This is a genomic window from Alteromonas sp. LMIT006 (assembly GCF_024300645.1).
Classification (GTDB): Bacteria; Pseudomonadota; Gammaproteobacteria; order Enterobacterales; family Alteromonadaceae; genus Opacimonas; species Opacimonas immobilis.
In genome coordinates this window covers 1,800,455-1,825,039 of record NZ_CP101291.1, presented here as the reverse complement: position 1 = coordinate 1,825,039, position 24,585 = coordinate 1,800,455, and the positions used below count along the sequence as shown (strand labels likewise).

The 24,585-nt window shown below is 43.7% G+C and carries 19 protein-coding genes; 8 read left to right on the top strand and 11 right to left on the bottom strand.

Annotated elements, in window-relative coordinates; genetic code table 11:
* Positions 1-77: 77 nt before the first annotated feature.
* The 5 genes from rpsA to gyrA form a co-directional block, all read right to left on the bottom strand.
* The gene (gene rpsA, locus NLG07_RS08490; RefSeq protein ID WP_254855037.1) at positions 78-1,745 is read right to left on the bottom strand and encodes a 30S ribosomal protein S1; all 1,668 of its coding nucleotides are present in this window, start codon (positions 1,743-1,745) and stop codon (positions 78-80) included.
* A gap of 96 nt (positions 1,746-1,841) precedes the next feature.
* Positions 1,842-2,528: a (d)CMP kinase gene (gene cmk, locus NLG07_RS08485; RefSeq protein ID WP_254855036.1), complete on the bottom strand. Its 687-nt coding sequence runs from the start codon at positions 2,526-2,528 to the stop codon at positions 1,842-1,844.
* 112 nt (positions 2,529-2,640) lie between these two features.
* Entirely contained in the window at positions 2,641-3,927 is a 1,287-nt protein-coding gene (gene aroA, locus NLG07_RS08480; RefSeq protein ID WP_254855035.1) for a 3-phosphoshikimate 1-carboxyvinyltransferase, read from the bottom strand.
* A 10-nt stretch (positions 3,928-3,937) separates the two neighbouring features.
* Positions 3,938-5,038 carry a 3-phosphoserine/phosphohydroxythreonine transaminase gene (serC, locus tag NLG07_RS08475; protein WP_254856843.1) on the bottom strand — a complete coding sequence of 367 codons (1,101 nt, stop codon included), beginning with the start codon at positions 5,036-5,038 and terminating at the stop codon, positions 3,938-3,940.
* A 124-nt stretch (positions 5,039-5,162) separates the two neighbouring features.
* Positions 5,163-7,802 carry a DNA topoisomerase (ATP-hydrolyzing) subunit A gene (gyrA, locus tag NLG07_RS08470; RefSeq protein ID WP_254855034.1) on the bottom strand — a complete coding sequence of 880 codons (2,640 nt, stop codon included), beginning with the start codon at positions 7,800-7,802 and terminating at the stop codon, positions 5,163-5,165.
* Between the two features lie 259 nt (positions 7,803-8,061).
* On the opposite strand from gyrA, the gene ubiG reads away from it, so the two are divergent.
* From ubiG to yfaE, 4 genes are all read left to right on the top strand, one after another.
* Positions 8,062-8,763 (top strand): bifunctional 2-polyprenyl-6-hydroxyphenol methylase/3-demethylubiquinol 3-O-methyltransferase UbiG, encoded by a 702-nt coding sequence (gene ubiG, locus NLG07_RS08465; RefSeq protein WP_254855033.1) that lies wholly within the window; start codon positions 8,062-8,064, stop codon positions 8,761-8,763.
* Between the two features lie 426 nt (positions 8,764-9,189).
* Positions 9,190-11,514 (top strand): class 1a ribonucleoside-diphosphate reductase subunit alpha, encoded by a 2,325-nt coding sequence (gene nrdA, locus NLG07_RS08460; protein WP_254855032.1) that lies wholly within the window; start codon positions 9,190-9,192, stop codon positions 11,512-11,514.
* A gap of 50 nt (positions 11,515-11,564) precedes the next feature.
* On the top strand, positions 11,565-12,695 hold the full coding sequence (gene nrdB / locus NLG07_RS08455; protein ID WP_254855031.1) for a class Ia ribonucleoside-diphosphate reductase subunit beta: 1,131 nt from the start codon (positions 11,565-11,567) through the stop codon (positions 12,693-12,695).
* Positions 12,696-12,701: 6 nt separating this feature from the next.
* A complete protein-coding gene (gene yfaE / locus NLG07_RS08450) occupies positions 12,702-12,965 on the top strand; it encodes a class I ribonucleotide reductase maintenance protein YfaE (protein ID WP_254855030.1) in 264 nt (87 codons plus the stop codon).
* A 231-nt stretch (positions 12,966-13,196) separates the two neighbouring features.
* On the opposite strand, the gene NLG07_RS08445 is transcribed toward yfaE, so the two are convergent.
* From NLG07_RS08445 to NLG07_RS08435, 3 genes are all read right to left on the bottom strand, one after another.
* Complete coding sequence (locus tag NLG07_RS08445; RefSeq protein ID WP_254855029.1) at positions 13,197-13,346, bottom strand: hypothetical protein; 150 nt, start codon at positions 13,344-13,346, stop codon at positions 13,197-13,199.
* Positions 13,347-13,703: 357 nt separating this feature from the next.
* Positions 13,704-14,879, bottom strand: coding sequence for a VWA domain-containing protein (locus NLG07_RS08440; protein WP_254855028.1), 1,176 nt, complete (start codon positions 14,877-14,879; stop codon positions 13,704-13,706).
* Positions 14,880-14,893: 14 nt separating this feature from the next.
* The gene (locus tag NLG07_RS08435) at positions 14,894-15,730 is read right to left on the bottom strand and encodes a MoxR family ATPase (protein WP_254855027.1); all 837 of its coding nucleotides are present in this window, start codon (positions 15,728-15,730) and stop codon (positions 14,894-14,896) included.
* Between the two features lie 161 nt (positions 15,731-15,891).
* On the opposite strand from NLG07_RS08435, the gene cysK reads away from it, so the two are divergent.
* Positions 15,892-16,857 (top strand): cysteine synthase A, encoded by a 966-nt coding sequence (cysK, locus tag NLG07_RS08430; protein WP_254855026.1) that lies wholly within the window; start codon positions 15,892-15,894, stop codon positions 16,855-16,857.
* A 154-nt stretch (positions 16,858-17,011) separates the two neighbouring features.
* Here cysK and NLG07_RS08425 read toward each other — a convergent pair whose 3' ends face one another.
* Positions 17,012-17,758, bottom strand: coding sequence for an enoyl-CoA hydratase (locus NLG07_RS08425; protein WP_254855025.1), 747 nt, complete (start codon positions 17,756-17,758; stop codon positions 17,012-17,014).
* 80 nt (positions 17,759-17,838) lie between these two features.
* Between NLG07_RS08425 and rrtA the strand changes: the two genes are divergently transcribed.
* A complete protein-coding gene (gene rrtA / locus NLG07_RS08420; RefSeq protein WP_303049199.1) occupies positions 17,839-18,447 on the top strand; it encodes a rhombosortase in 609 nt (202 codons plus the stop codon).
* 1 nt (position 18,448) lies between these two features.
* On the opposite strand, the gene NLG07_RS08415 is transcribed toward rrtA, so the two are convergent.
* Complete coding sequence (locus tag NLG07_RS08415) at positions 18,449-20,941, bottom strand: prolyl oligopeptidase family serine peptidase (protein ID WP_254855023.1); 2,493 nt, start codon at positions 20,939-20,941, stop codon at positions 18,449-18,451.
* Between the two features lie 99 nt (positions 20,942-21,040).
* On the opposite strand from NLG07_RS08415, the gene NLG07_RS08410 reads away from it, so the two are divergent.
* Both NLG07_RS08410 and NLG07_RS08405 read left to right on the top strand, forming a co-directional pair.
* Positions 21,041-21,586: a glutathione peroxidase gene (locus NLG07_RS08410; protein WP_303049198.1), complete on the top strand. Its 546-nt coding sequence runs from the start codon at positions 21,041-21,043 to the stop codon at positions 21,584-21,586.
* Between the two features lie 212 nt (positions 21,587-21,798).
* On the top strand, positions 21,799-23,166 hold the full coding sequence (locus NLG07_RS08405; RefSeq protein ID WP_254855022.1) for a DUF4397 domain-containing protein: 1,368 nt from the start codon (positions 21,799-21,801) through the stop codon (positions 23,164-23,166).
* Positions 23,167-23,224: 58 nt separating this feature from the next.
* Here NLG07_RS08405 and NLG07_RS08400 read toward each other — a convergent pair whose 3' ends face one another.
* Positions 23,225-24,466, bottom strand: a complete 1,242-nt coding sequence (locus NLG07_RS08400) for an aminotransferase class V-fold PLP-dependent enzyme (protein ID WP_254855021.1) — start codon at positions 24,464-24,466, stop codon at positions 23,225-23,227.
* Positions 24,467-24,585: the final 119 nt, after the last annotated feature.

Genomic DNA, 24,585 nt, shown 5'->3' with positions numbered 1-24,585 from the left:
TCTAAGCGTTGCAGAAAAAAAGGTGTAACGCAAGTTTAGTTGACGTTACACCTTTGTTTTTTTACAAGAAATTAGTATTACTCGCCTTTAGCAGCCTTAAATGCTTCTGCCATAGCGTTAGTGCTAACCTCTTCTTGTTGATTGACTTTATCAAGCGCTTCTTTCTCTTCTGCTTGATCTTTAGCCTTAACTGATAAGCTAACAACGCGATTCTTGCGATCGACACCGGTAAACTTAGCTTCGATAACATCACCTACAGAAACTTCTTCTGAAGCGTCTTCGATGCGATCACGTGATAAGTCTGCAACACGGATATAACCTTCAACTTCTTCTGCTAAGTTAACAGTAACACCCTTAGCATCAACAGCAACAACAGTACCATTTACGATGCTGCCTTTAGGCGTTGAAGTGGTGTATGAAGTGAATGGGTCTTCGTCGATTTGCTTAACGCCAAGTGAAATACGCTCACGCTCTGGATCAACTTGTAATACCACTGCAGAGATTTCATCGCCTTTCTTGAATTCACGAACCGCTTCTTCGCCAGTCTTGTTCCAAGAAATGTCAGATAAGTGAACCAAGCCGTCGATACCACCGTCAAGACCGATAAAGATACCAAAGTCGGTAATTGATTTGATCTTACCAGATACTTTGTCGCCTTTGTTGTAAGACTTAGCAAACTCTTCCCATGGATTGGCTTTACATTGCTTAAGACCAAGAGAAATACGACGACGTTCCTCGTCAATTTCAAGGACCATGACTTCCACAACGTCACCTAAGTTAACGACCTTAGATGGGTGGATGTTCTTGTTCGTCCAATCCATTTCAGAAACGTGTACTAGACCTTCAACACCGTCTTCAATTTCAACGAAACAACCGTAGTCAGTCAGGTTAGTAACGGCACCAGAAAGTTTTTGGCCTTCTGGGAAACGCTCAGCGATTTCAGCCCATGGATCGTTACCCATTTGCTTCATACCAAGAGAAACGCGAGATTTCTCTTTGTCGAACTTCAATACTTTAACATTGATTTCGTCACCAACATTCACTACTTCACTTGGATGCTTAACGCGTTTCCAAGCCATGTCAGTGATGTGAAGAAGACCGTCTACGCCGCCCAAATCAACGAACGCACCATAATCGGTAAGGTTCTTAACGATACCTTTAACTTCATGGCCTTCATCAAGGTTAGCAAGCAATTCATCGCGCTCAGCACTGCTTTCTGCTTCAATAACGGCACGGCGAGAAACGACCACGTTGTTGCGTTTCGCATCAAGCTTGATAACTTTAAATTCTAATTCTTTGCCTTCAAGATGCGCCGTTTCGCGCACAGGGCGTACATCAACCAATGAACCAGGTAGGAACGCGCGGACAGTATTAATTTCAACTGTGAAGCCGCCTTTTACTTTGCCATTGATTAGACCTTTGATGGTCTCTTTTTCTTCGTAAGCTTTCTCAAGCTCAACCCATGCTTCGTGACGTTTTGCTTTTTCACGAGATAGGATAGTTTCACCGAAACCGTCTTCAACGGCGTCAAGCGCCACATCAACAAAATCACCAACTGCTACTTCAAGGCTACCATCAGCAGCTTTGAATTGATCAGCAGGAATTGCGCTTTCAGATTTTAGGCCAGCATCGACAAGAACGATGTCTTTCTCAATAGCAACGATCTCGCCGCGAACGATGGCACCAGGACGGGTTTCAAGTTGTTGTAAGCTTTCTTCAAAAAGCTGTGCAAAATTTTCAGACATATAAATGTTTTCTATTTAAGTTATATCCACAATGCATCCGAGTATTATGGGGTTATGGTTCAACGTCCAAACATCCTTATTTGAACATACTAAAAACTAGCCCGGAAAAATTTCCGCGCTAGTTAAAATAGCTTTTGCTTGAGCAAACACTTCCTCTATAGACATGGTGGTCGAATCAAGAATGTGTGCATCAGTCGCAGGCACTAAAGGTGCCGCACTGCGATTAGAATCACGTTCATCACGTGCTTGTATATCGCTCAAAAGGTGCGCAATATTAACATCATGCCCCTTTGCTTGCAACTGCAAAAAGCGACGCTCAGCCCTTGCTTCTGCTGAAGCGGTTAGAAAAATCTTAACCATTGCGCTGGGAAATACAACGGTTCCCATATCACGTCCATCAGCAACCAATCCAGGGGCCTGAGCAAATCCTCTTTGACGTCTTAATAGCGCTTCACGAACACTGGGAAAGGCTGCGACCTTAGAAGCAGCAGCCCCTACCACTTCAGTTCGAATGGTATCTGTAACATCTTCGCCTTCTAACATAATACGAACATGCCCGTCTTCATTAGGAAAAGTGACGTCTAAGCTTGAAGCCAACGGTGCAATAGACACCTCATCGTTGACTTCAATACCATGATGTAAACACGCCACTGCCAGTACGCGATAGATAGCACCTGAATCTAGGAAATGCCATCCTAAGTATTCTGCGATCAAGTGACTCAAGGTACCCTTGCCTGCTCCGCTTGGACCGTCCACTGTGACAATTGGGATCTCTTGTTGCATTAATTTAATTCGCCTTTGATTTCAATATTTGAATTTCGCTAAAATTTAAGGGGCGAATTATACGCCCCTTATTGATAATTGACAAAGTTATCGACTATTTGTCACAAAAATTTCACTCATTTCCACAAATAGTTGCAAAACGGGTGAAATAATCAGGAAATGTTTTCGCTGTACAACCCGGATCGTTGATAGTTACCGGAGTATCACTTAGAGCAACAAGACTAAAACACATTGCTACACGATGGTCATTATACGTATCAATCTGAGCGTGTTGCATCTGCTCAGGAGGCGTAACTTTGATGTAATCATGCCCTTCTTCAACCACTGCTCCTACTTTGCGAAGTTCGGTAGCCATGGCTGCCAAGCGATCCGTTTCTTTGACTCGCCAATTATAAATATTGGTCATCACTGTGGTACCTTCTGCGAACAACGCTGTCGTAGCAATCGTCATGGCGGCATCTGGAATGTGATTCATGTCCATCTGCACAGCTTTTAACGGCGCTCCGGTAACCGTAATAGAACCAGAGGTATATTCAACTTGTGCGCCCATTGCTTTAAGTACTTCAGCAAATTTGACATCACCTTGTATGGAGTCAGAACCCACGCCAGTTACGGTGACCCTGCCACCTTTAATTGCCCCGGCCGCTAGAAAATAAGATGCGGAGGATGCATCCCCTTCCACCATGTACTCTCCCGGACTTGTGTATGATTGATTGCCTTTGATAGTAAATATCTGATACTGGTCATGCGTAACTTTAACACCGAATTTTTTCATGATATCCAGGGTGATATCAATGTATGGTTTGGAGACCAACTCACCTTTGATTGCAATAGTACTATCTGTAGTAAGCAAAGGCGCAGCCATCAAAAGTGCAGTCAAAAACTGAGAAGATACTGAACCATCAACGCTCATATCCCCTCCTTTGAGACGCTGCCCTTTGATCTCAAGTGCAGGGTAACCCGGCTCATCTAGGTAAGAAATATCCGCATGAATATCATTTAGTGCATCCACTAAGTCGCCAATGGGGCGCTCTTTCATGCGTGGCTCTCCGGTCAAAATCGAGGTAACAGGAGACACCGCAAGCACTGCGCACAAAGGACGCATTGCCGTCCCGGCATTACCAAGAAATAGTTCAGCTGCTGGTGATTGAGTAAACACATCACCTAAACCTTCGACTTCACATACCGTGTTGTTCTGTGACAGGCGATACTGAACACCCAGTTGCTCCAAGGCGCCGAGCATATACCGAATATCATCACTGTCTAATAAGTTCGTTAATGTCGTGGTACCTTTGGCAAGCGCTGCTAGCAACAGAGCTCGATTAGATAGCGATTTAGAGCCTGGCACATTGACTGTACCTGAAACCTTAGCAATGGGAGATAATGTAAGCTGTTCCATGACTACGTCCTTAGCCGTACTTGCGTGAAAATTCACGCATAAATTCTACCAACGTCATAACGCCTTGTAACGGCATGGCGTTGTAAATACTCGCGCGCATGCCACCGACACTGCGGTGCCCTTTTAGCGCGTGGAGACCGGCTTTTTCGGCTTCAGCCAAAAATAGGCTATCTAATGATGCATCGGCAAGCGTGAATGGTACATTCATAATAGAGCGATGCGCATCTGCAACGTTATTATGATAAAAATCATCACTATCAATGGCCTGATACAAGGTCTGTGCTTTAGCGTGATTTAGCTTAGCAATCTCGGCAACACCGCCGCGATTCTTTAGCCATTTAAAAACCAACCCAGCAAGGTACCAAGAATAAGTTGGAGGCGTGTTATACATAGAGTCGTGCTCGGCAGCAAGAGTATAGTCAATAAATGACGGAGTCGCTGGTTGCGCTTTACCTAGCAAATCTTCTCGAACTATCACCACGGCTAAACCAGAAGGGCCAATGTTTTTTTGCGCCCCTGCATAAATTACTCCGTAATCTTGCACATTGATTGGCACTGACAAAATATTCGACGACATATCTGCGACCAGATCAATGTCGTGAAATCGTGGTGGTGTATGTAACGCAACGCCATCGACCGTTTCATTTGGGCAATAATGCAAATACGCCGCATTGTTTAACACTTCATCCGCTGCATCCCACGTTGATACTTCTGGAACATAACGTTTGTTTTCTGCGTTGATAGCGTCTTTGGCGACCACATGCGTCTGAGTATATTTAGCTGCTTCACTCACTGCACCTTTAGACCAAGAGCCCGTCACTAAATGTAAAGACGTCTGTTCCGGTGAGGCAATATTTAACGGCGCTGCGGCAAATTGCCCACGACCGCCACCTTGTAAAAACAACACTTTGTAATTCTTTGGTACATTGAGTAATTCACGCAAATCTTGCTCTGCTTGTTGGGCAACCTCGATAAAAGGCGCTGAGCGATGTGAAATTTCCATTACGGATGAACCACAGCCTTGCCAATCTAGCATTTCTGCTTGGGCTTGTTGCATTACTTCAGCTGGTAGCATGGCCGGACCGGCGCAAAAATTAAAATGTTGCACGATTTTTTCCTAAAACATGGGCTAAACAATATTCCACTACAAACGTGTGTATGGAAAAACAAAAACAGCGACGCCAATAATCTAGGCATCGCTGTTTATTTTTATCAAACATCTGGATAACTTACGATTACTCCTCGCTATTATTATCCGTGGTGTTTTCTGGCTCTGTCATTGTATTGTTATTATTATCAGATGTATCGTTTTGAGCATCACCAGATTCCTCATCCAGTTCAGCAACGCCTTCGATTTCATCGATGCGCTGTAATCCTACCACATGTTCGTTTTGTGCGGTACGAATAAGGGTAACACCTTGAGTATTTCTACCCACTGTCGATACTTCAGCCGCTCGTGTACGCACCAAGGTACCCGCATCAGAGATCAGCATGATTTCGTCTTCTTCGGCAACCTGTACCGCTCCGACAACCTTGCCGTTTCGTTCAGACACCTTAATCGAAACCACCCCTTTGGTCGCACGAGATTTGGCTGGGTATTCTTCTAATACAGTGCGCTTACCGTAACCGTTTTCGGTCGCAGTTAAAATCGCACCGTTGCCATGTGGTACAATTAAAGAAACCACTTTTTGTTGTTCTTCAAGTCGAATACCGCGTACACCGGTGGCTGTGCGCCCCATTGGACGAACTTGGTCTTCATTAAAACGAACCACTTTACCTTCATCCGAGAACAACATGATTTCGCTATTTCCATCCGTTAAGTCCACACCGACAAGGCTATCCCCTTCGTTAAGATTGACAGCAATAATACCACTTGCTCGAGGACGTGAGTACTGTGTTAATTCAGTCTTCTTAACGGTACCGTTCGCCGTCGCCATAAAGACGTACTTGCCTTCGATAAACTCTTGGATAGGCAGGATGGCCGTGATGCGCTCATTTTCTTCTAACGGTAAGATATTCACAATTGGACGTCCTCGCGCATTACGCGATGCCAATGGCAATTGATAGACCTTCAACCAATACATGCGTCCTCTAGTTGAGAAACACAAGATATGGTCATGCGTATTGGCCACAAGAAGCTTTTCAATGAAATCTTCATCCTTCATCTTGGTGGCTGACTTACCCTTACCACCGCGACGCTGTGCCTCATAGTCTGATAGTTTTTGATATTTGACATACCCTTCATGAGACAAAGTGACCACTACATCTTCACGTTCAATTAAGTCTTCAATATCAATGTCATGACTTGCCGCAGTGATTTCGGTGCGACGCTCATCGCCGAACTCTTCGCGAATAGCCTCAAGCTCTTCACGAATCACTTCCATTAAACGCTCAGAACTACTTAATATGTGTAGTAATTCAGCAATGACTTCAAGTAGTTCTTTGTATTCCGCAATGATTTTATCTGATTCTAAACCTGTCAATTTGTGTAAACGAAGATCCAGAATCGCTTGTGCCTGCTGTTCAGTCAAATAGTACTGACCTTCACGAATACCAAATTCCGGTGATAACCAATCTGGTCGTGCAGCATCATCGCCTGCGCGTTCGAGCATTTCTTGAACGTGGCCAAGCGCCCAGCCTTGAGCAACAAGCGCTTGTTTAGCTTCCGCTGGTGAGGGAGACGCCTTAATAAGTTCAATAATTGGGTCGATGTTTGCCAGTGCAACTGCCAAACCTTCTAAAATGTGAGCGCGATCGCGAGCTTTGCGCAGCTCAAACACAGTACGACGTGTAACGACCTCACGACGATGTAAAATGAAGGCTTCAAGCGTTTGCTTGAGATTGAAAACTTTTGGTTGATTGTTATCCAAAGCAACCATGTTGATACCAAATACCGTTTGGAGTTGCGTATTGGCATAGAGATGATTAAGTAATACTTCTGCGGATTCGTTACGTTTGACTTCAATAACAATGCGCATACCGTCTTTGTCAGACTCATCGCGTAACGCTGAAATCCCTTCAACGCGCTTTTCTTTGACCAGTTCTGCAATCTTCTCAATCAACCTGGCTTTATTAACCTGATATGGGATCTCATTAATGATGATGGTTTCTTTCCCATTATCTTCGGTTTCGATATTTGCTTTAGCTCGCAAATAAATCTTACCACGACCAGTTCGATACGCTTCCTCGATACCTTTACGGCCGCTAATTAAGGCTGCAGTTGGGAAATCAGGACCCGGGATGTGCGTCATTAGCTCATCCACTTCAATTTCGGGGTTTTCAATTAGTGCGACACAACCATTGATGACTTCGGTTAAATTATGCGGTGGAATGTTCGTCGCCATACCAACAGCAATACCAGATGAACCGTTTACCAATAAATTAGGTACTTTGGTTGGTAGTACCTCGGGGATTTTTTCGGTACCGTCATAGTTCGGGACAAAATTAACCGTTTCTTTGTCCAAATCGGCTAGTAGCTCATGCGCGATTTTAGCCATACGCACTTCGGTATAACGCATAGCCGCCGCAGAATCACCATCCACTGAACCAAAGTTACCTTGTCCATCCACTAACATGTAACGCAATGAAAACGGCTGGGCCATACGAACAATGGTATCGTACACAGCAGAATCACCATGTGGATGGTATTTACCGATAACGTCACCCACAACACGTGCAGATTTTTTGTACGGTTTGTTAAAATCGTTCTTGAGTTCATTCATCGCAAACAACACTCGGCGATGAACAGGTTTTAGACCATCTCTAACATCGGGTAAGGCGCGTCCTACGATAACGCTCATAGCATAATCGAGATAGGAATTCTTTAGCTCTTCTTCGATATTAATCGGTAATATTTCTTTGGCGCGCTCGCTCATAAACTGCCTAGTCCCCTACTTGTTGTTTTAGAAAATCGCTTAGAAGCGCGTTCTCTTTCTTATATGGGTTGTTGATGACTCATGATAGTATCACTTTCAATCTGCAATATATACTAAAAGCCTTGTGAAAAGCATCATTTGCACAAAAGATAACCAAGGTCATATTCATGCCCATATATTGTAACGTTGTGCAGCCATCTCGACCTCTGGTATTATTAATTGATCAGAATCATCACCAAGCCAATTAAGAGACAGCACAATGAATGTGGACCACAATGAAATCGCAAAATTTTCAGCCATTGCCGAACGCTGGTGGGACCACGATGGTGAATTTAAACCACTGCATCAGATAAACCCTCTGCGCGTCGGCTATATCATTGAACAAGCTGGTGGGATACAGGCTAAAAATATATTAGATATTGGTTGCGGTGGTGGCATTTTATCCGAAGCACTAGCTAAAGGTGGCGCGACTGTCACCGGCATTGACTTAGCAGAAGAATCACTTCAAATAGCCAAACTGCATGGTTTAGAATCCGGTGTTAAAGTCGTTTATGAATGTGTTTCAGCAGAGGATAAGGCAGAGCAACAACCACAGCAATACGATGTAGTGACCTGTCTTGAAATGCTTGAGCACGTCCCCGATCCTGCCAGTGTCGTGCGGGCAGCTGCGCAATGCGTCAAACCCGGAGGTAAGGTGTTTTTCTCGACTCTCAATCGCAACCCAAAATCGTACTTAATGGCGATTCTTGGTGCGGAGTATATTTTGAACTTGGTGCCCAAAGGGACTCATGACTACAAAAAGTTCATCAAGCCTTCTGAACTGATGCGTATGATTGATGACACTGACCTGGTGATTGAAAACACCACTGGGCTACATTTCAACCCGCTCAGCAATGACTATTTTTTGTCCAATCGCAATATTGATGTCAATTACATTGTGAGCTGCTCCATGCCTGGGTAGTTTGTGCGTAAACGTTAATAGCAAGCACAAGATGTAGTATCTAAAAACATCAAGCCCTTCCATATATCGTGTTTGCATAATCTCATTCAAATTTTTCATAAAAAAATTTATCCCCATTTTGCGTCACATATGACATTTGCGATCGCCTACAAGCAAGTCGTAGCAAGGCCTACAGCACAGTGTTTTAAAGAATGTACAGTTTTTAACCATTAAAACACATCATCTTGTGGTTGCATTCACTACCAAACCACATTATCTTGTGCTTAACTTTCTGTGAGGCACTATTGAGAACGGAACATTTATTTGGGCATTTAAGGATGATAGTTCGGTGAATACATCTCAGTTCGGCATAGAAGGCCTGTTGTTAGCCCTTGCAATGGATGCAAAAGCTATTTGCACTAATTATAATAAACGGCATCTCTCATTATGAACAAACAATTACAAGTCACCAAGCGCAACGGTGAACTCGAGCAGATCGATCTAGACAAAATCCACAAAGTCATTACTTGGGCCGCCAAAGGACTCAACAATGTCTCCGTCTCACAAGTCGAAATCAAAGCCCATATTCAGTTTTATGATGGCATCAAGACCGAAGACATTCATGAAACGTTGATCAAATCCGCTGCCGATTTGATCTCTACTGATGCGCCAGATTATCAATATCTCGCCGCTCGTCTAGCTATTTTCCATCTGCGCAAAAAAGCCTATGGTCAGTTTGAACCACCAAAATTGTTCGACCACGTTAAACGTATGGTTGAAATGGGTAAATATGATGAGCATCTTCTCGCTGACTACAGCACCGAAGAATTCGAACAAATGGAAGAGTTTTTAGATCACTGGCGTGATATGAACTTCTCATATGCCGCGGTCAAACAGCTTGAAGGGAAATACCTGGTACAAAATCGAGTGACGGGCGAGATTTATGAATCAGCACAATTCTTGTACGTTTTGGTGGCAGCCTGTTTGTTTGCGAATTACCCCAAAGAAACTCGCCTAGACTATGTTAAACGTTTCTATGATGCGGTGTCACAGTTTAAGATCTCGTTACCGACGCCAATCATGGCAGGTGTGCGCACCCCTACTCGTCAGTTTAGTAGTTGCGTATTAATTGAAACTGGCGACAGCTTAGATTCAATCAATGCCACTGCATCAGCGATCGTTAAATACGTATCGCAACGTGCTGGTATAGGTGTGAACGCAGGTCGCATCCGTGCATTGGGTTCTGAAATCCGTGGCGGTGAAGCTTTCCACACAGGCTGTATTCCTTTTTACAAGTATTTCCAAACCGCGGTTAAAAGCTGTTCACAAGGCGGTGTGCGTGGCGGTGCTGCGACCCTCTTTTATCCGATTTGGCATTTGGAAGTTGAATCATTACTTGTCTTAAAAAATAACCGAGGTGTTGAAGAAAACCGTGTTCGCCACCTTGACTATGGTGTGCAGTTCAATAAACTCATGTACACACGTTTGATCAAAGGTCAAGACATCACCTTATTTAGCCCGTCTGATGTACCCGGACTGTATGATGCGTTTTTCGCAGATCAAGAGAAATTCGAAGCACTTTATGCCCAATACGAGCAAGACGACTCTATCCGCAAAAAAACCATCAAAGCCATGGAGCTTGTCAGCTTGTTTATGCAAGAACGTGCTTCAACCGGTCGCATCTACCTACAAAACGTCGACCACTGTAATACCCACTCACCGTTTAACCCCGAAGTGGCACCAGTGCGCCAATCCAACTTGTGTCTTGAGATTGCCTTACCAACCAAACCATTAGAGCATGTCAATGACGAAAATGGTGAAATTGCGTTATGTACTCTATCGGCATTTAACTTGGGTGCTATCGAGTCATTAGACGAACTGGAAGAGCTTGCGGAGCTAGCCGTGCGTGCGTTAGACAGTCTATTAGATTACCAAGACTACCCAGTACCTGCAGCATTAAACGCGACTATGGGTCGCCGTACTTTGGGCATAGGTGTCATTAATTTTGCTTATTATCTTGCCAAAAATGGCGTCAAGTATTCTGATCACTCAGCAAACGGATTAGTCCATCGTACGTTCGAGGCGATTCAATATTATCTATTAAAAGCATCTAACGAGCTGGCCAAAGAACAAGGGGCGTGCCCTAAGTTTAATGAGACCACTTACTCACAAGGTTTGATGCCGACTGATACCTACAAGAAAGACCTAGATAAAATCTGTGATGAGCCATTACACCTTGACTGGGATGGATTGCGCGAAAGCATTGTGAAACATGGTTTACGCAACTCAACACTTTCTGCGTTGATGCCTTCAGAAACCTCATCACAGATTTCAAATGCGACCAATGGTATTGAACCACCACGCGGTCACATTAGTATAAAATCGAGTAAGGATGGTGTGCTAAAGCAGGTTGTTCCGGATTACGAAAACCTCAAAGACGCTTACGAGTTACTGTGGGATATTCCATCTAATGATGGCTACCTACAACTGGTCGGCATTATGCAAAAGTTTATCGACCAAACTATCTCTGCAAACACTAATTACGACCCAAGCAAATTTGAAGGCGGTAAAGTCCCGATGAAATTGCTCATCAAAGACTTATTAACTACCTATAAGCTTGGGATTAAAACGCTGTATTACCACAATACCCGTGACGGTGCTGGCAACAGTGATGATTTAGAAGTCAAAGCCGCAACTCAAGGTACACAAGCCCAAGCTGTTGTTGAGCAAGATGACGATGATGGATGTGCTGGCGGCGCGTGTAAAATTTAACACGCGTCTGCATGCTTCAACGATAACGATAAACTAAGAAGTACTATCACATGAGATACACAACATTTAATCAAGAAAATAACGATTTTATGGCCGAGCCCATGTTTTTTGGTAATCCAGTCAACGTGGCGCGTTATGATCAACAAAAACACGCAATCTTTGAAAAGCTGATCGAAAAGCAGATTTCGTTTTTCTGGCGACCAGAAGAAGTTGATGTCAGCAAGGACAGAGCGGATTTCCAAGCGCTGAGTGAAGCTGAAAAGCATATCTTCATCTCGAACCTAAAGTACCAAACACTATTAGATTCGGTACAAGGTCGCAGCCCAAACATTGCGTTCTTACCGATTATTTCTATTCCTGAATTGGAAACCTGGGTCGAAACCTGGTCGTTCTTTGAGACCATTCATTCGCGCTCATACACCCATATTTTGCGTAATTTGTTTACTGATCCATCTTCTGTGTTCGGCGACATCGTGGATAATGAACAAATCAAACAGCGTGCGACGGACATTTCAAGATATTATGATGACTTGATTTTTGCCACACAAGTTTGGCAAACGCACGGTGAAGGCACACATGATATCAATGGTGAGTCAATTACCATCAACATGCGTGAACTAAAGAAAAAACTTTATTTGTGCATGAACTCGGTGAATGCCTTAGAAGCGATTCGTTTTTATGTGTCCTTTGCTTGTACCTTTGCGTTCGCAGAACGTGAACTCATGGAAGGTAACTCCAAAATCATTCGCCTAATTGCGCGCGATGAGAACTTACATCTCACCTCTACTCAGCACATTTTGAACTTATGGGCCAAAGGTAAAGATGATCCAGAAATGGCTGAAATTGCCAAAGAATGTGAAGCAGAAGCTCGCGCAATATTTTTAAAAGCGGTTGAGCAAGAAAAGCAATGGGCAGCCTATCTGTTCGCGAACGGCTCGATGATTGGCTTAAACGAAGAGATTTTATGCCAATACGTAGAATATATTGCGAATCAGCGTATGGCTGCGATTGGTCTAGGCCAGCCTTTCGACATCAGCTCTAATCCTTTGCCTTGGATGAACAACTATCTACATTCCGATAATGTGCAAGTTGCTCCACAAGAAGCAGAAATAAGCTCTTATCTGGTTGGTCAAATCGATTCAGAAGTATCGGCAGAAGACTTCGACGAGTTTGAACTCTGATCCTTTATGAGTAATTCGACAAAAGGTTGTGTTGTGACATTGCGTGACGGCACAGCCTTTTCTACTTCTAAAGACACATTACTAGACGACCTTGAAGCGCATAACATCGCGATTGAATATCATTGTCGAGAAGGATTTTGTGGTGCCTGTCGTTGTAAGATCATTTCTGGAGAGGTCGACTACACAACTGACCCCCTTGCTTTTATTGATGATGACGAGATTTTACCTTGTTGTACTGTGGCTCTGTCGGATTTGACGCTTGATATTTAGCTTCAATATTTCTAACTTCTCGTTGTACTCTAAAATACACATCCATCGGCGCAACTATCAGTAGCACAAGTTTAAATACATTATTGTTTATACCCATGATTGTTTCATTTAAACTAATGCCATAAGCAATTGATATGTAAGCAACAACAGTAAGTGCAATATACATACTTTAATTCCTCTATAAATTAAGAGTGCCTCACTCTACTAAGTGTAGACACAGAGTGACATAAATTACTGACTATCTTTTAGCCCATCGCCTAACGCACCTGCTGTAACGGCTGCCCCCGCAATTTGCAGTACTCTGCCGATCCCAAAGGTAATTGGAGTTGGGATAACACCAATAATCGTACCAAATGCACCCAGCCCAGCACCTATATTCATAGCTGTAGTGTTTGAAATAGGATCATTGCCTATAGACCCTCTAGCATTTCTCCGTCTTGTTCCAGGATTTGAACCACCAACAACATTCCGAGATTGTTCTAGTGAGATTTGAATCATAATTATCTCCAAAGTTTACTGTTTAATAGACAAAAAGAGTCACCCATTTAACGATGTACTTAGCAAAGAATGAAAACAGGTAACTCAGGAGCAAAAATACAACATGTATAAAAAACTAAACAGTACAGTTTTCACATGCAATTGAATGTATTAGATTTTATTTAAGAGTAGAGCGTTTTACAGGTATCAAAGTATCCATAAACGCTACTGGAAAACGCATCAATGTAAGCGAAAAATAGCTCACTTTTGTAACAGCTTTGCAATCCCCTGCCCCAGACCGTCCAGCGTTAACGGATACATTTTGTCATCAATAATATCGCGAATAATATCTATTGAATGATGATATTCCCAATACGTGTGAGGTTGTGGATTTAACCAAATGCTATGGGTAAAGTGATTTAATAACAATCGTAACCAGAATTCACCGGTTTGCTCATTCCAATGCTCAACGCTGCCACCAGGATAAGTGATTTCATAAGGTCCCATGGTCGCATCACCAACGAAAATACATTTGTAATCCTTACCATACGTTCGCAAAATTTCATATATTGATAAGACATTACGCCGACGAGAGTTGTCTTCCCATACTCCTTCATAGACGCAATTGTGAAAATAAAAATATCGCAGATGTTTGAACTCTGCATGCACTGCCGAAAACAGTTCTTCAATCTGCTGAATATGCATATCCATCGAACCACCCACGTCAAAGAACATAATCACTTTTACCGCGTTATGTCTTTCAGGACGCATCTTCAAGTCCAATAGACCAGCGCTTTTTGCTGTCGCGCCAATGGTATCATCAATATCGAGTTCTTCGGCAGCGCCAGTTCGTGCAAACCGGCGCAACTTACGCAACGCCACTTGCATATTCCGAGATGAAAGGCGTTCATCATTGGAGAGGTTTTTGAATTCGCGTTTATCCCACACTTTTACTGCTGAGAAATTGCGATTTTTATCTTGTCCGATTCGGATCCCTTCTGGATTATCTCCATACGCACCGAACGGAGACATCCCTCCCGTACCAACCCATTTATTGCCACCTTGATGGCGCTTTTGTTGCTCGGCAAGACGCTCTTTAAGGGTTTCCATCAACTTATCTAAACCGCCTAGCTTTTCGATTTTGTCTCGTTCTTCTTGTGATAAACGCTTTTCAATCTCTTTGCGCAGCCAGTCAGCAGGTAATTCATCACTAAAGAGTTCGAGCTGACTGACTCCCTCAAAATAATGTGCAAAAGCTCGATCAAACTTGTCAAAATGCGCTTCGTCCTTAACCAAAATCAAACGCGAAACCTGATAAAAAGCTTCCCAATCAGCATAGACAACCTCCTTGTCGAGCGCATCCAGCAAATCCAAATGCTCTCGCAGTGACACCGGTACTTGATATTGTTTTAAGGTGAGAAAAAACTCAATCAACATGCCGAAAACTCCATTTAGCGACGGGCCATAAATAAGAGCTTTTCAAACAAATGCATATCCTGTTCGTTTTTGAGTAACGCCCCGTATAATGGGGGCATTGCATTTGCGTTATCTTTGTTTTGTAACACCTCCAAAGGAATGTCTTCTGCTACGAGAAGTTTTAGCCAATCAATCAGCTCTGAAGTGGAAGGTTTTTTCTTGATGCCCGGTACGTCTCGAACCGCAAAAAAACGTTCCAAGGCGGTTTCTAATAAGCGTGGCTTGAGATTCGGAAAATGCACATCGACAATGCGTTTAAGCTCATCTGCAGTTGGAAATTTGATGTAATGAAAAAAGCAGCGCCTCAAAAACGCATCAGGCAGCTCTTTTTCGTTATTAGAGGTAATAATAACTATCGGACGTTGCTGCGCACTCACCCATTCTTGCGTCTCAGGCACATAAAAAGACATTTTATCCAGTTCTAACAACAAGTCATTGGGAAACTCGATATCCGCTTTATCTATCTCATCAATCAATAAAATACTGCGCTTGCTACTTGTGAATGCACACCACAATGGGCCTTTTTTGATGTAGTTAGCAATATCATGCACCTTGTCATCACCGAGCTGTGAATCGCGTAAGCGAGACACCGCATCGTATTCATATAAGCCTTGTACAGCCTTAGTCGTAGATTTGATATGCCATTGAAACAACTCTGCATCCATCGCTTGAGCTAATTGTTCCGCGAGCATGGTTTTCCCTGTTCCCGGTTCGCCTTTTACTAATAACGGTTTTTCCAAGAGCATGGCAGCGTTAACCGCAAGTTGTAATTCGTCACTCGCAATGTAATTATCTGTTCCAGTAAACTTCATATCCGCCTCAAGATTGTAATTTTATTGTTAATGCGTCTATCTTATAACGAAAGAGTACTTTAAAAAAACAACGCTGTGATAAATTATATAGGTATAACTGAATAATATACCTAAATAGCCAATGAGCATTTAGGCCGACACAAACCACAAAAGGAATCATTATGCGCGTATTTGACGATAACGCTTTGGCCATTGGTAATACTCCACTTGTAAAACTAAACCGCGTAACCAGCGGTAACGTTTATGCAAAAATCGAATCACGAAATCCTTCTTTCTCTGTCAAATGTCGTATTGGCGCAAATATGATTTGGGATGCAGAGAAACGTGGCGTGTTAACTGAAGGAAAAGAGCTGGTTGAGCCAACTTCAGGTAACACTGGTATTGCTTTAGCGTTTGTTGCTGCAGCCAAGGGTTACCCTCTTACCTTGACTATGCCTAGCTCGATGTCTTTAGAGCGTCGTAAACTACTCAAATCACTTGGCGCGAAGCTCGTATTAACTGAACCAGCTAAAGGCATGAAAGGTGCAGTTGCTGCTGCTCAAGAAATTGTTGCAACGGATCCAGAAAAATTCGTGTTATTGCAACAGTTCGATAATCCAGCGAACCCTGAAATTCACTTGAAGACTACAGGGCCTGAAATTTGGAATGACACTGACGGTACTATTGATGCATTTGTTGCTGGTGTAGGGACTGGCGGTACGATCTCTGGTGTTTCTCGCTACATCAAAGAAGTGCAAGGTAAAGCGATTACTACCGTTGCCGTAGAACCAACTGACTCACCAGTGATTACTCAAGCCAAAGCGGGTGAAGAGCTTACTCCAGGCCCACACAAAATCCAAGGTATTGGTGCAGGCTTTATTCCTGGAAACCTAGATTTGGATTTGGTCGATGAAGTGGAGCAAGTTTCAAACGAAGAATGTATGGAAATGGCCAAGCGCCTAATGAAAGAAGAAGGTATTCTAGCGGGTATTTCTTCTGGAGCAGCCGTTGTTGCGGCGAAGCGTTATGCAGAACGACCAGAAAATAAAGACAAAGTTGTTGTTGTTATTTTGGCTTCTGGTACCGAGCGTTATTTATCTAGCCCAATGTTTGCGGGTGAGTTCAGCGACCTAGAAGAAGTTCAGTAATTTATATTTCTGTCGATAAAAAGGGAAGTATTTACTTCCCTTTTTTTATGGATAAAACAAGGATGAAATTAATTAAATTATGGGCTGCTTGTGCGGTATTGGTGTTGGCTGTTGGTTGCGGTGACAACGAAGGCGGTAGCTTTAAATCATATTTCTAACTTCGTTGTACAAATGCGTCAAATGCCTGTTTAGCCTCTTCGGACTGCATTGCCGCAATAAAAATTTTGAGCTCAGCGTACATATGATCTTTCACCGCGATGGTATTCGCTTTCATTAATCGCTTAGATTGTCTGAGTGCCGCTTGTGGCAGGTCTGCGAGTTTTTGCGCCGTTTGCATGACTTTTGCTTGTAGCGCTTCTGTTTCTAGTACTTCGTTCACCATGCCCATGTCTTTCGCGGATTCAGCAGTGACAGATTCCCCTAACAACAACCACTCAGATGCTTTTACATGTCCCATCAAGCGCGGCATGATGTAGCTTGATGCATATTCTGGGACCAGGCCTAAATTGATAAAGGGGGTTTTCAAGATAGTGTTACGCGAACAATAAACAAAATCACAATGGAGCAATAACGTTGCCCCGATTCCAATCGCAAGGCCCTCTACTTGCGCAATAATTGGTAATTCGCATTCCATCAACGCACGCATGAACTGCTCGGTTTCATTGACATCGGCATCGGTTTGCTGAGTCGCAGAAATAAAATCATGCATATCATTGCCCGCAGTGAATACACCATCAGTCCCTTTTATAATAATGACCCTAGCGTCCTCATCGTGTCCGGCGTAATTGATGGCATTGGCCAGACTCAAATACATGTCTCTGGTGAGTGCGTTTTTTTTGTCTGGGCGATTGATGGTAAGCGTTAGAATATGCCCATATTGTTCAATGGCGATGTGTTGCATGTAGGGATCCTAATTTTTATTATTTGTCGCATGTAATTACAATGCGTATCATATACCAAAAACATCAATATGTTATCTAAATGTTAAAGCACCTACCCATTGATCGTCAACACCTCCTAAGCCCCCTTTTGCTGATAGTTACTGTTTTTATATGTTCAGTACCATTTGCTTATAATATTGATACGTTCAATTTTCAACATGATGCCGTGAATCAAGGACAATGGTATCGGTTAATGACACATGCCTTTTGGCATACCAATACCAATCACTTTTTACTCAATAGTGCAGGAGTATTGTTGTTGTGGGCATTGCATGGTGAGTACTACAACCAACGCAATGTATTAGGTGTGATCGGTTTTGGCATACTGCTGAGTGGCATCTTGGTATGGTGCTTTAGCCCAGATATAGACCAATACGTCGGTTTATCTGCTTCTCTACACGGATTATTTGTCTGGGGGGCGTGTCATGATATTTACAAACACCGTCGTTCGGGCTGGCTACTTCTCATTGGCCTTTGTATCAAATTGATACAAGAGCAGTTGTTTGAAGACCCAACTACGGCAGAACTCATCAATGCGTCTGTCGCAACAATGGCCCATGTATATGGTGCGTTTGCTGGCGGATGTTATTTCATACTTGAAAAAATCTGGTCGCGACATGCTCATCGTGACCAGATTTCAAAGCCGTAATTTACAAGTTTTGTTCGAACAATTTAAAAATGCGGCGATATTCATCTAACCACGAACTTGGCTGGACAAAGCCGTGTGGCTCAACTGGATAAATTGCCGTTTCAAAATCTTCCTTTTCTAATTCAATCAAACGCTGTACAAGTCTCACGACATCGACAAAGAACACATTGTCATCGACCATAGGTGCGTTGATCAATAAAGGCTTTTGCAAACCTTCCGCAAAATAAATCGGCGAAGAACGCTCATACGCTATAGGATCGATATCAGGATGATTGAGGATATTCGACGTGTACGGTGTATTGTAATGCGCCCAATCCGATACTGGACGTAACGCCGCCCCGGCTTGAAACAAATCAGGCGCAGTAAATAATGCCATAAAGGTCATAAAGCCACCGTAAGAACCGCCGTAGGTGCCGATACGCTGACGATCCACATTGGCATTGGCAACTAACCAATTCACACCATCTCGGAGATCTTGCACTTCCGGTGTGCCCATTTGACGATAAATCGCCGTGCGCCAATCGCGTCCATATCCTTTGGAGGCTCTGTAATCCATATCTAACACCACATAGCCTTGCTCAACGAGGAAGTTATGAAACATGTACTCTCGAAAATAGCCTGACCAACCCATATGCGAATTCTGTAAATACCCTGCCCCGTGGTTAAAAATCACCGCGCGCTTAGGCTCTCCTAACAAGGCATCATCTGCCACATATAAACGAGAATAAATCGGTCGATCGACGTGCGAGGAAGGCACCTCAATGATACTAGGCGCTATAAAGCCCAGCGCCAAGTATTCCTCTGAAATAGTATTTGTCACAGCTTGTGCGGCGGTTTTCTCATTCGCAGAAGTCACAAATAATTCAGGTGGTCGAGTCATCGACGAATGCGTTAACAACAACTGCTCACCGGATGGACTTAGCGCATAGTCTGTCATGCCATTCAGATCAGTTAGTGCTGTAGAGGCGCCACCTGCTACTGGGACTTTGTAAATTTCATAGATCCCTGGGTGCTTTTTATTGGCCTTATAAAAAATATCTTGTCCATCTGGGCTCAATGTGATCTGATCGACTTCATATTGCCCCTTAGTTAGCTGTCGTGCACCGCCATCAAGCGGCTTTACATACAAATGAGAGTAGCCGTCTTCTTCGGAAAGATAGTACAAGGCCACCTCATCATGCAACCAACCAAAGCGATTAAAGGCATAATTAATCCAAGCCTCATCAGAAAGGCGATGCTGGGTAACGAGTTTTTTCTCGGCAAAATCCACCGTCACTATCCAGCGATCTTTATTATCCCAAGCTTCAAGCATAATCCCTACCTCATTGCCCTTAGAATGCCAATAAATCGGTGATTCACGCCAATACCAACTACTGAACAACGTAATATCTCGAGGTAAGCGATTGACTTCATAGGTCTCGTTATTGCGAGCCGCATTTTCGGTTTTCACCGAAGCCAGCACATCGTCGTTGTACCCTGGGAGTGCTTGATAACTCAAAGCATGACGCGAACCATCGGATAGATTGAGCAAGTACAACTCATCATTTTGCGGTTTCGCATCCGCCACACGTTGACGCACAGGTTTTGATGCAATGCGTCCATCTTCTTGAATGTAGTGCGGCATGATATCCGTCTCTTCACGCATGGATTGTTGTTCGCGTGTAGCTACAACCGCCCATTCACCATTGGGTGACACACTCACTGCGCTCAAGCGATGCCCGGGTGCAAAATAAAACTCAGGCGCATACACACTTGGTTGAGCGGCTTGGATGCGTTGTGTGTAATCAGCTTGTGCTTGTCGGTCATTGCGTTTATTCGCAATATAATCAATGAGTTTAATCTGCTCTTGCGCAATATAATCTGGCGCAGGCTGAACCGCTTGAGGCGGATGCGCAAAGTGCCAAGTGAACAAATGTACCTGTTGCAGTGTATCCGGATCCACCGCATACATCGCGTTGTCTAATACAAAACTGATGCGATTATCTTGCATAAAGCGAATCACACTCACACCGTCTTTGTGTGCAGTCAATTGTTTCACTTGCCCCGTTTGCGCATCATGAGCGAACACATAGCCACGATACAACCACGCCGTCCAGCGTTTATCACGACTGACAATGCGATCATTGATTTCAGCTAAAAAATGCTTTTCAAGTGGTAGTTGTGCACCATTAACATTATCTGAAGATGCGCCATACCAGACATCTCGCACAGGAGAACCCTCTCGCTTACGACTGTACATGACATTATCTGCGAATGGATGCCAGCGCGGATTTTCAGGTTGACGACCCAACCAATCGGGATCTGACATGATTTTGTTTAGAGTGATACCTTGTGGTGTCTTGCTCAGCGTTAACGGTAATGTTTGCGCCACTGGCGAAGCCGACGGTACTGGTGAGAGCGATGAACTGGAGCTTAGATCAGGTTCTGACGTTGCGGTACAAGCGGTAATCAAACACACACTTGAAACGAGTAGAAGATGAGAAAATTGTTTCATTTTATGAACACTCTTTATTATTTTTACGTATTATAACGGGTATTTACTCAAACTATTCCATCACATTTACAGTGTATTTACCACACAAAGGAAATCAACATGAAAAGACTTATTCTTGGCCTGTTACTTGTCATTGGCGGTACCTCATCAGCGAGTGCAGAGACTTGTCCTGATGTACTGAAGTTTATGAAGCGTAAATTGAATTCACAAGAAACCGTAAATTTTTGCGAAGCGTATCAAGATAAAGCGATATTATTTGTGAATACTGCAAGTAAATGTGGCTTTACCCCTCAATTTGAAGGGCTAGAAAAACTCTACGATCAGTACAAAGATCAAAATTTTGTTATCTTGGGTTTTCCCTCTGCGAGTTTTAACCAAGAATATGCAGATGAAGGCAAAACAGCAGAAGTATGCGAGCTCACTTATGGCGTGAACTTTCCGATGTTTGAGCCGATTTCTGTACGTGGAGACGATGCCGACCCACTGTATCGCAAACTCACAGAAATGGCGGATAAATCACCAAAATGGAATTTTTATAAATACCTAGTGGATCGCAAAGGCAACCTCGTTGACTCGTATTCGTCTTTTACTAAGCCCGATGATGCAGATTTGCTTGCGGACATTCAAAAGGCTATTCAGCCTTAACTCGCCACTGAACTTTCTCCACAAAAAAAGCCCCAGCTTTCACTGGGGCTCTAACACACTCAACTAAACATAGGAACACAAGTCATCACTACTTGCTTTATGTATGAGTATCGAAACACTCATAAGTTCAAAATTTCGCCACCCCTGATTTAAAAATTTTTAGTTTGCGTAACGAGACTTGACCCTTATCAATAATAAAACAAGGATATACTATGCGTTACCTAAAATTCTTAGCTGCGGGAGTCGCAGCTTTATCTCTCAGTGCGTGTTTAGATTCTGACAATGATTCTCCTCCGTTTCCTGAAACGGTAGTGACGACGGGGCAGGTTCGTGTTGTTCATGCCTCTGCAGACGCTCCAATGGTAAATATAAAGGTAAACGGAACCGTTTTTAATAATCTCACTAACGTAGATTATCAAGTCGCCTCTGGATTAATAGAGGTCAACCGTGGGACTTACACTTTGGGTGTTGAAGCTATTACCCCTGCTGGTAATGTAGATGTGTTATCTCGGATCGCCTCTATTGATACAGACATGAATTACAATGTCGTCGCATTAGGCAGTGTCGCTGCTGGTACTCTGGACATGGCCATTGTGCCGGCCTCTGATCCAGCCGTTGCAGATGATATGGTTGCCGTTCAAATCCTGCATGGCGCACCAGATGTTCCTATGGTAGACATTTATGTCACTGCGCCCGGCACGGATTTAGCAGCGGCTCAACCTCTCGCTACAGCAAGCTATCTTGACAGTACGGGTCTGGTTGAAGTTGCCTCAGGTGATTACCAAGTCCGTATTACGCTTGCGGGCACGCAAACTGTTGCGTTTGACTCTGGAACCGTCTCCCTTCCTGGTGGTGAAAATTTATTCATTACTGCAGTACCATCAATCGTACCAGGCGATGCGCCCGTCCAGCTTCTCGTTGCAACAACTGGTGCAAGTTTTGTAATCAATGATACAAATACAGAAGCTGCACTCAGAGCTATTCATGCTGTTGCCGATGCTCCTGTGGTGGATATCATTGCTAATAACGCTTTAACGTTATTTGATGGTGCGCCTTTCTTAGGGGTAACCGATTACGCCAATGTTGATGCAGGTACTTATTTAGTTGATATTGCTGCCGATGCGGATAACAGTGTCGTGGTAGTAGATGATGCCAGTATCACGCTTGAAGCAGGTAAATTTTACACTGCGATTGCACACAATGATTTAGCAAACATTGCGGTTGATTTGCCGATGGATATGCCCCGTCGTGTTGCGACCGAAGCAAAGGTGCGTATTTTTCACGCCTCACCTGCAGCAGGCGCGGTGGATATTTATGTGACTGCAACTAACGATTTAACGGGAGCGAGTCCTGCATTTACCAGTGTGCCCTTTGCTTCTCCTGATTTGGCGGAAACTGGTTACGTCAGCCTAGCCCCTGGAGACTATGTCGTAACTGTAACACCTACTGGTACAACAGACGTTGCCTTGCAAACTGGTACGCTATCTTTGATGGGTGGCATGATCTATACCGCCCTTGCAGTGGATGGGACTGGTGGTGCTCCAGTACAACTCATTTTAGCGGATGATTTTGTGAATTAATTCATCTCTTGAATGGAATGCGGCCTCAATTGTCTATTGGATTGAGGCCGTTTTTTGTTCACTTAACCGAGTCTAATGCTTGAGTTAAGTCAGCAAGTAAATCATCGATATCTTCAATCCCCACTGACAATCTCACACAAGCATCTGTAATCCCCATCGCATCTCGCTCTGCCTGAGCAAATTCAAAAAAGATGGTTTGCGCTACCGGTAAAGCAAGCGTTCGCGTATCACCTAAATGCGTCGCACATAAAATGGTATTCAGTGCATTGATAAACGCGACTGGCGCCACTCCATTAGCCAAATCAAAGGCCAAAATCGCCCCTGTTGTTTCAAATTGTGAACGCACTAATGCATGCTGAGGATGCGTCTCAAGCGAGGGATGATAGACCTGTGTGATGCCAGTATGGTTCGATAAAAAACGGGCGATAGTCGCCGCATTTTCACAGGCTTTGGCGTAACGCAGCGCCAACGTTTCTTGACCTAGCATCACTTGACTAGCCGAAGTCGGGTCAAGGGTTGCGCCGATATCACGCAGGCCTTTTTTGCGAATTTGCGTCAACCCCCACATGCGTGTATCAGGCACTTGATAGATGACATCAATGTGTGGAAAGTGGGTCCAATCAAAGATACCCATATCCATTACAGCCCCCCCCATGGCTTGTCCGTGCCCAGCGATGTATTTGGTTAAAGAGGTAAACACTAAGCTGATTGGGAAGCGGGATACGTCGCACATCACGTGGGGAGTCATTGTGGTATCGACGGCAAACACAATATGACGCGCTTGGCACAACTGGCCAATCTCATCTAAATTGGGCAATTGCGTCAAAGGATTGGCCAGACTCTCACAAAACAGCATGCGTGTATTGTCTTTAAGGCTGTTTGTTACCGTATCCAAATCCGTGACATCCACAAACGTCACATCAATACCAAAACCTGATAACTGATGAAAAAAGCTTCGAGTGTTACCGAATAAAAACTGACTGACCACAATATGATCACCGGCTTTGAGTAAAGCGAGCAATGTTGAGCTGATAGCCGCCATACCGGTACTGAACGTCACACAGCCCAAAGCGTTGTGTTGCTGTGTTAGCACTTGTTGTAAAGCACTGGTGGTTGGTGATGAGGAACGGCCATACACATGCGCGACTTTTTTGCCTTGAAAGGCATCGACAATACCTTGCGCATCTGCAAAATGATACAAGACACCAGTATTGATGGGTGTATGGACGGCGCCATCTTGCTGTGGATTGACCAAGCGGTCTTGATGGACTAGTTGAGTAGTTGAACCAATGTTTTTCACGAGTCTATACTTAAAACAAACTTACTTTTGCGCATAATGTACCACAAATAATCGACAAATTAGGCAGACATAGGTTCTAGATTGTGAATTATTTGGAATTAGGTATACTCGATTTATTA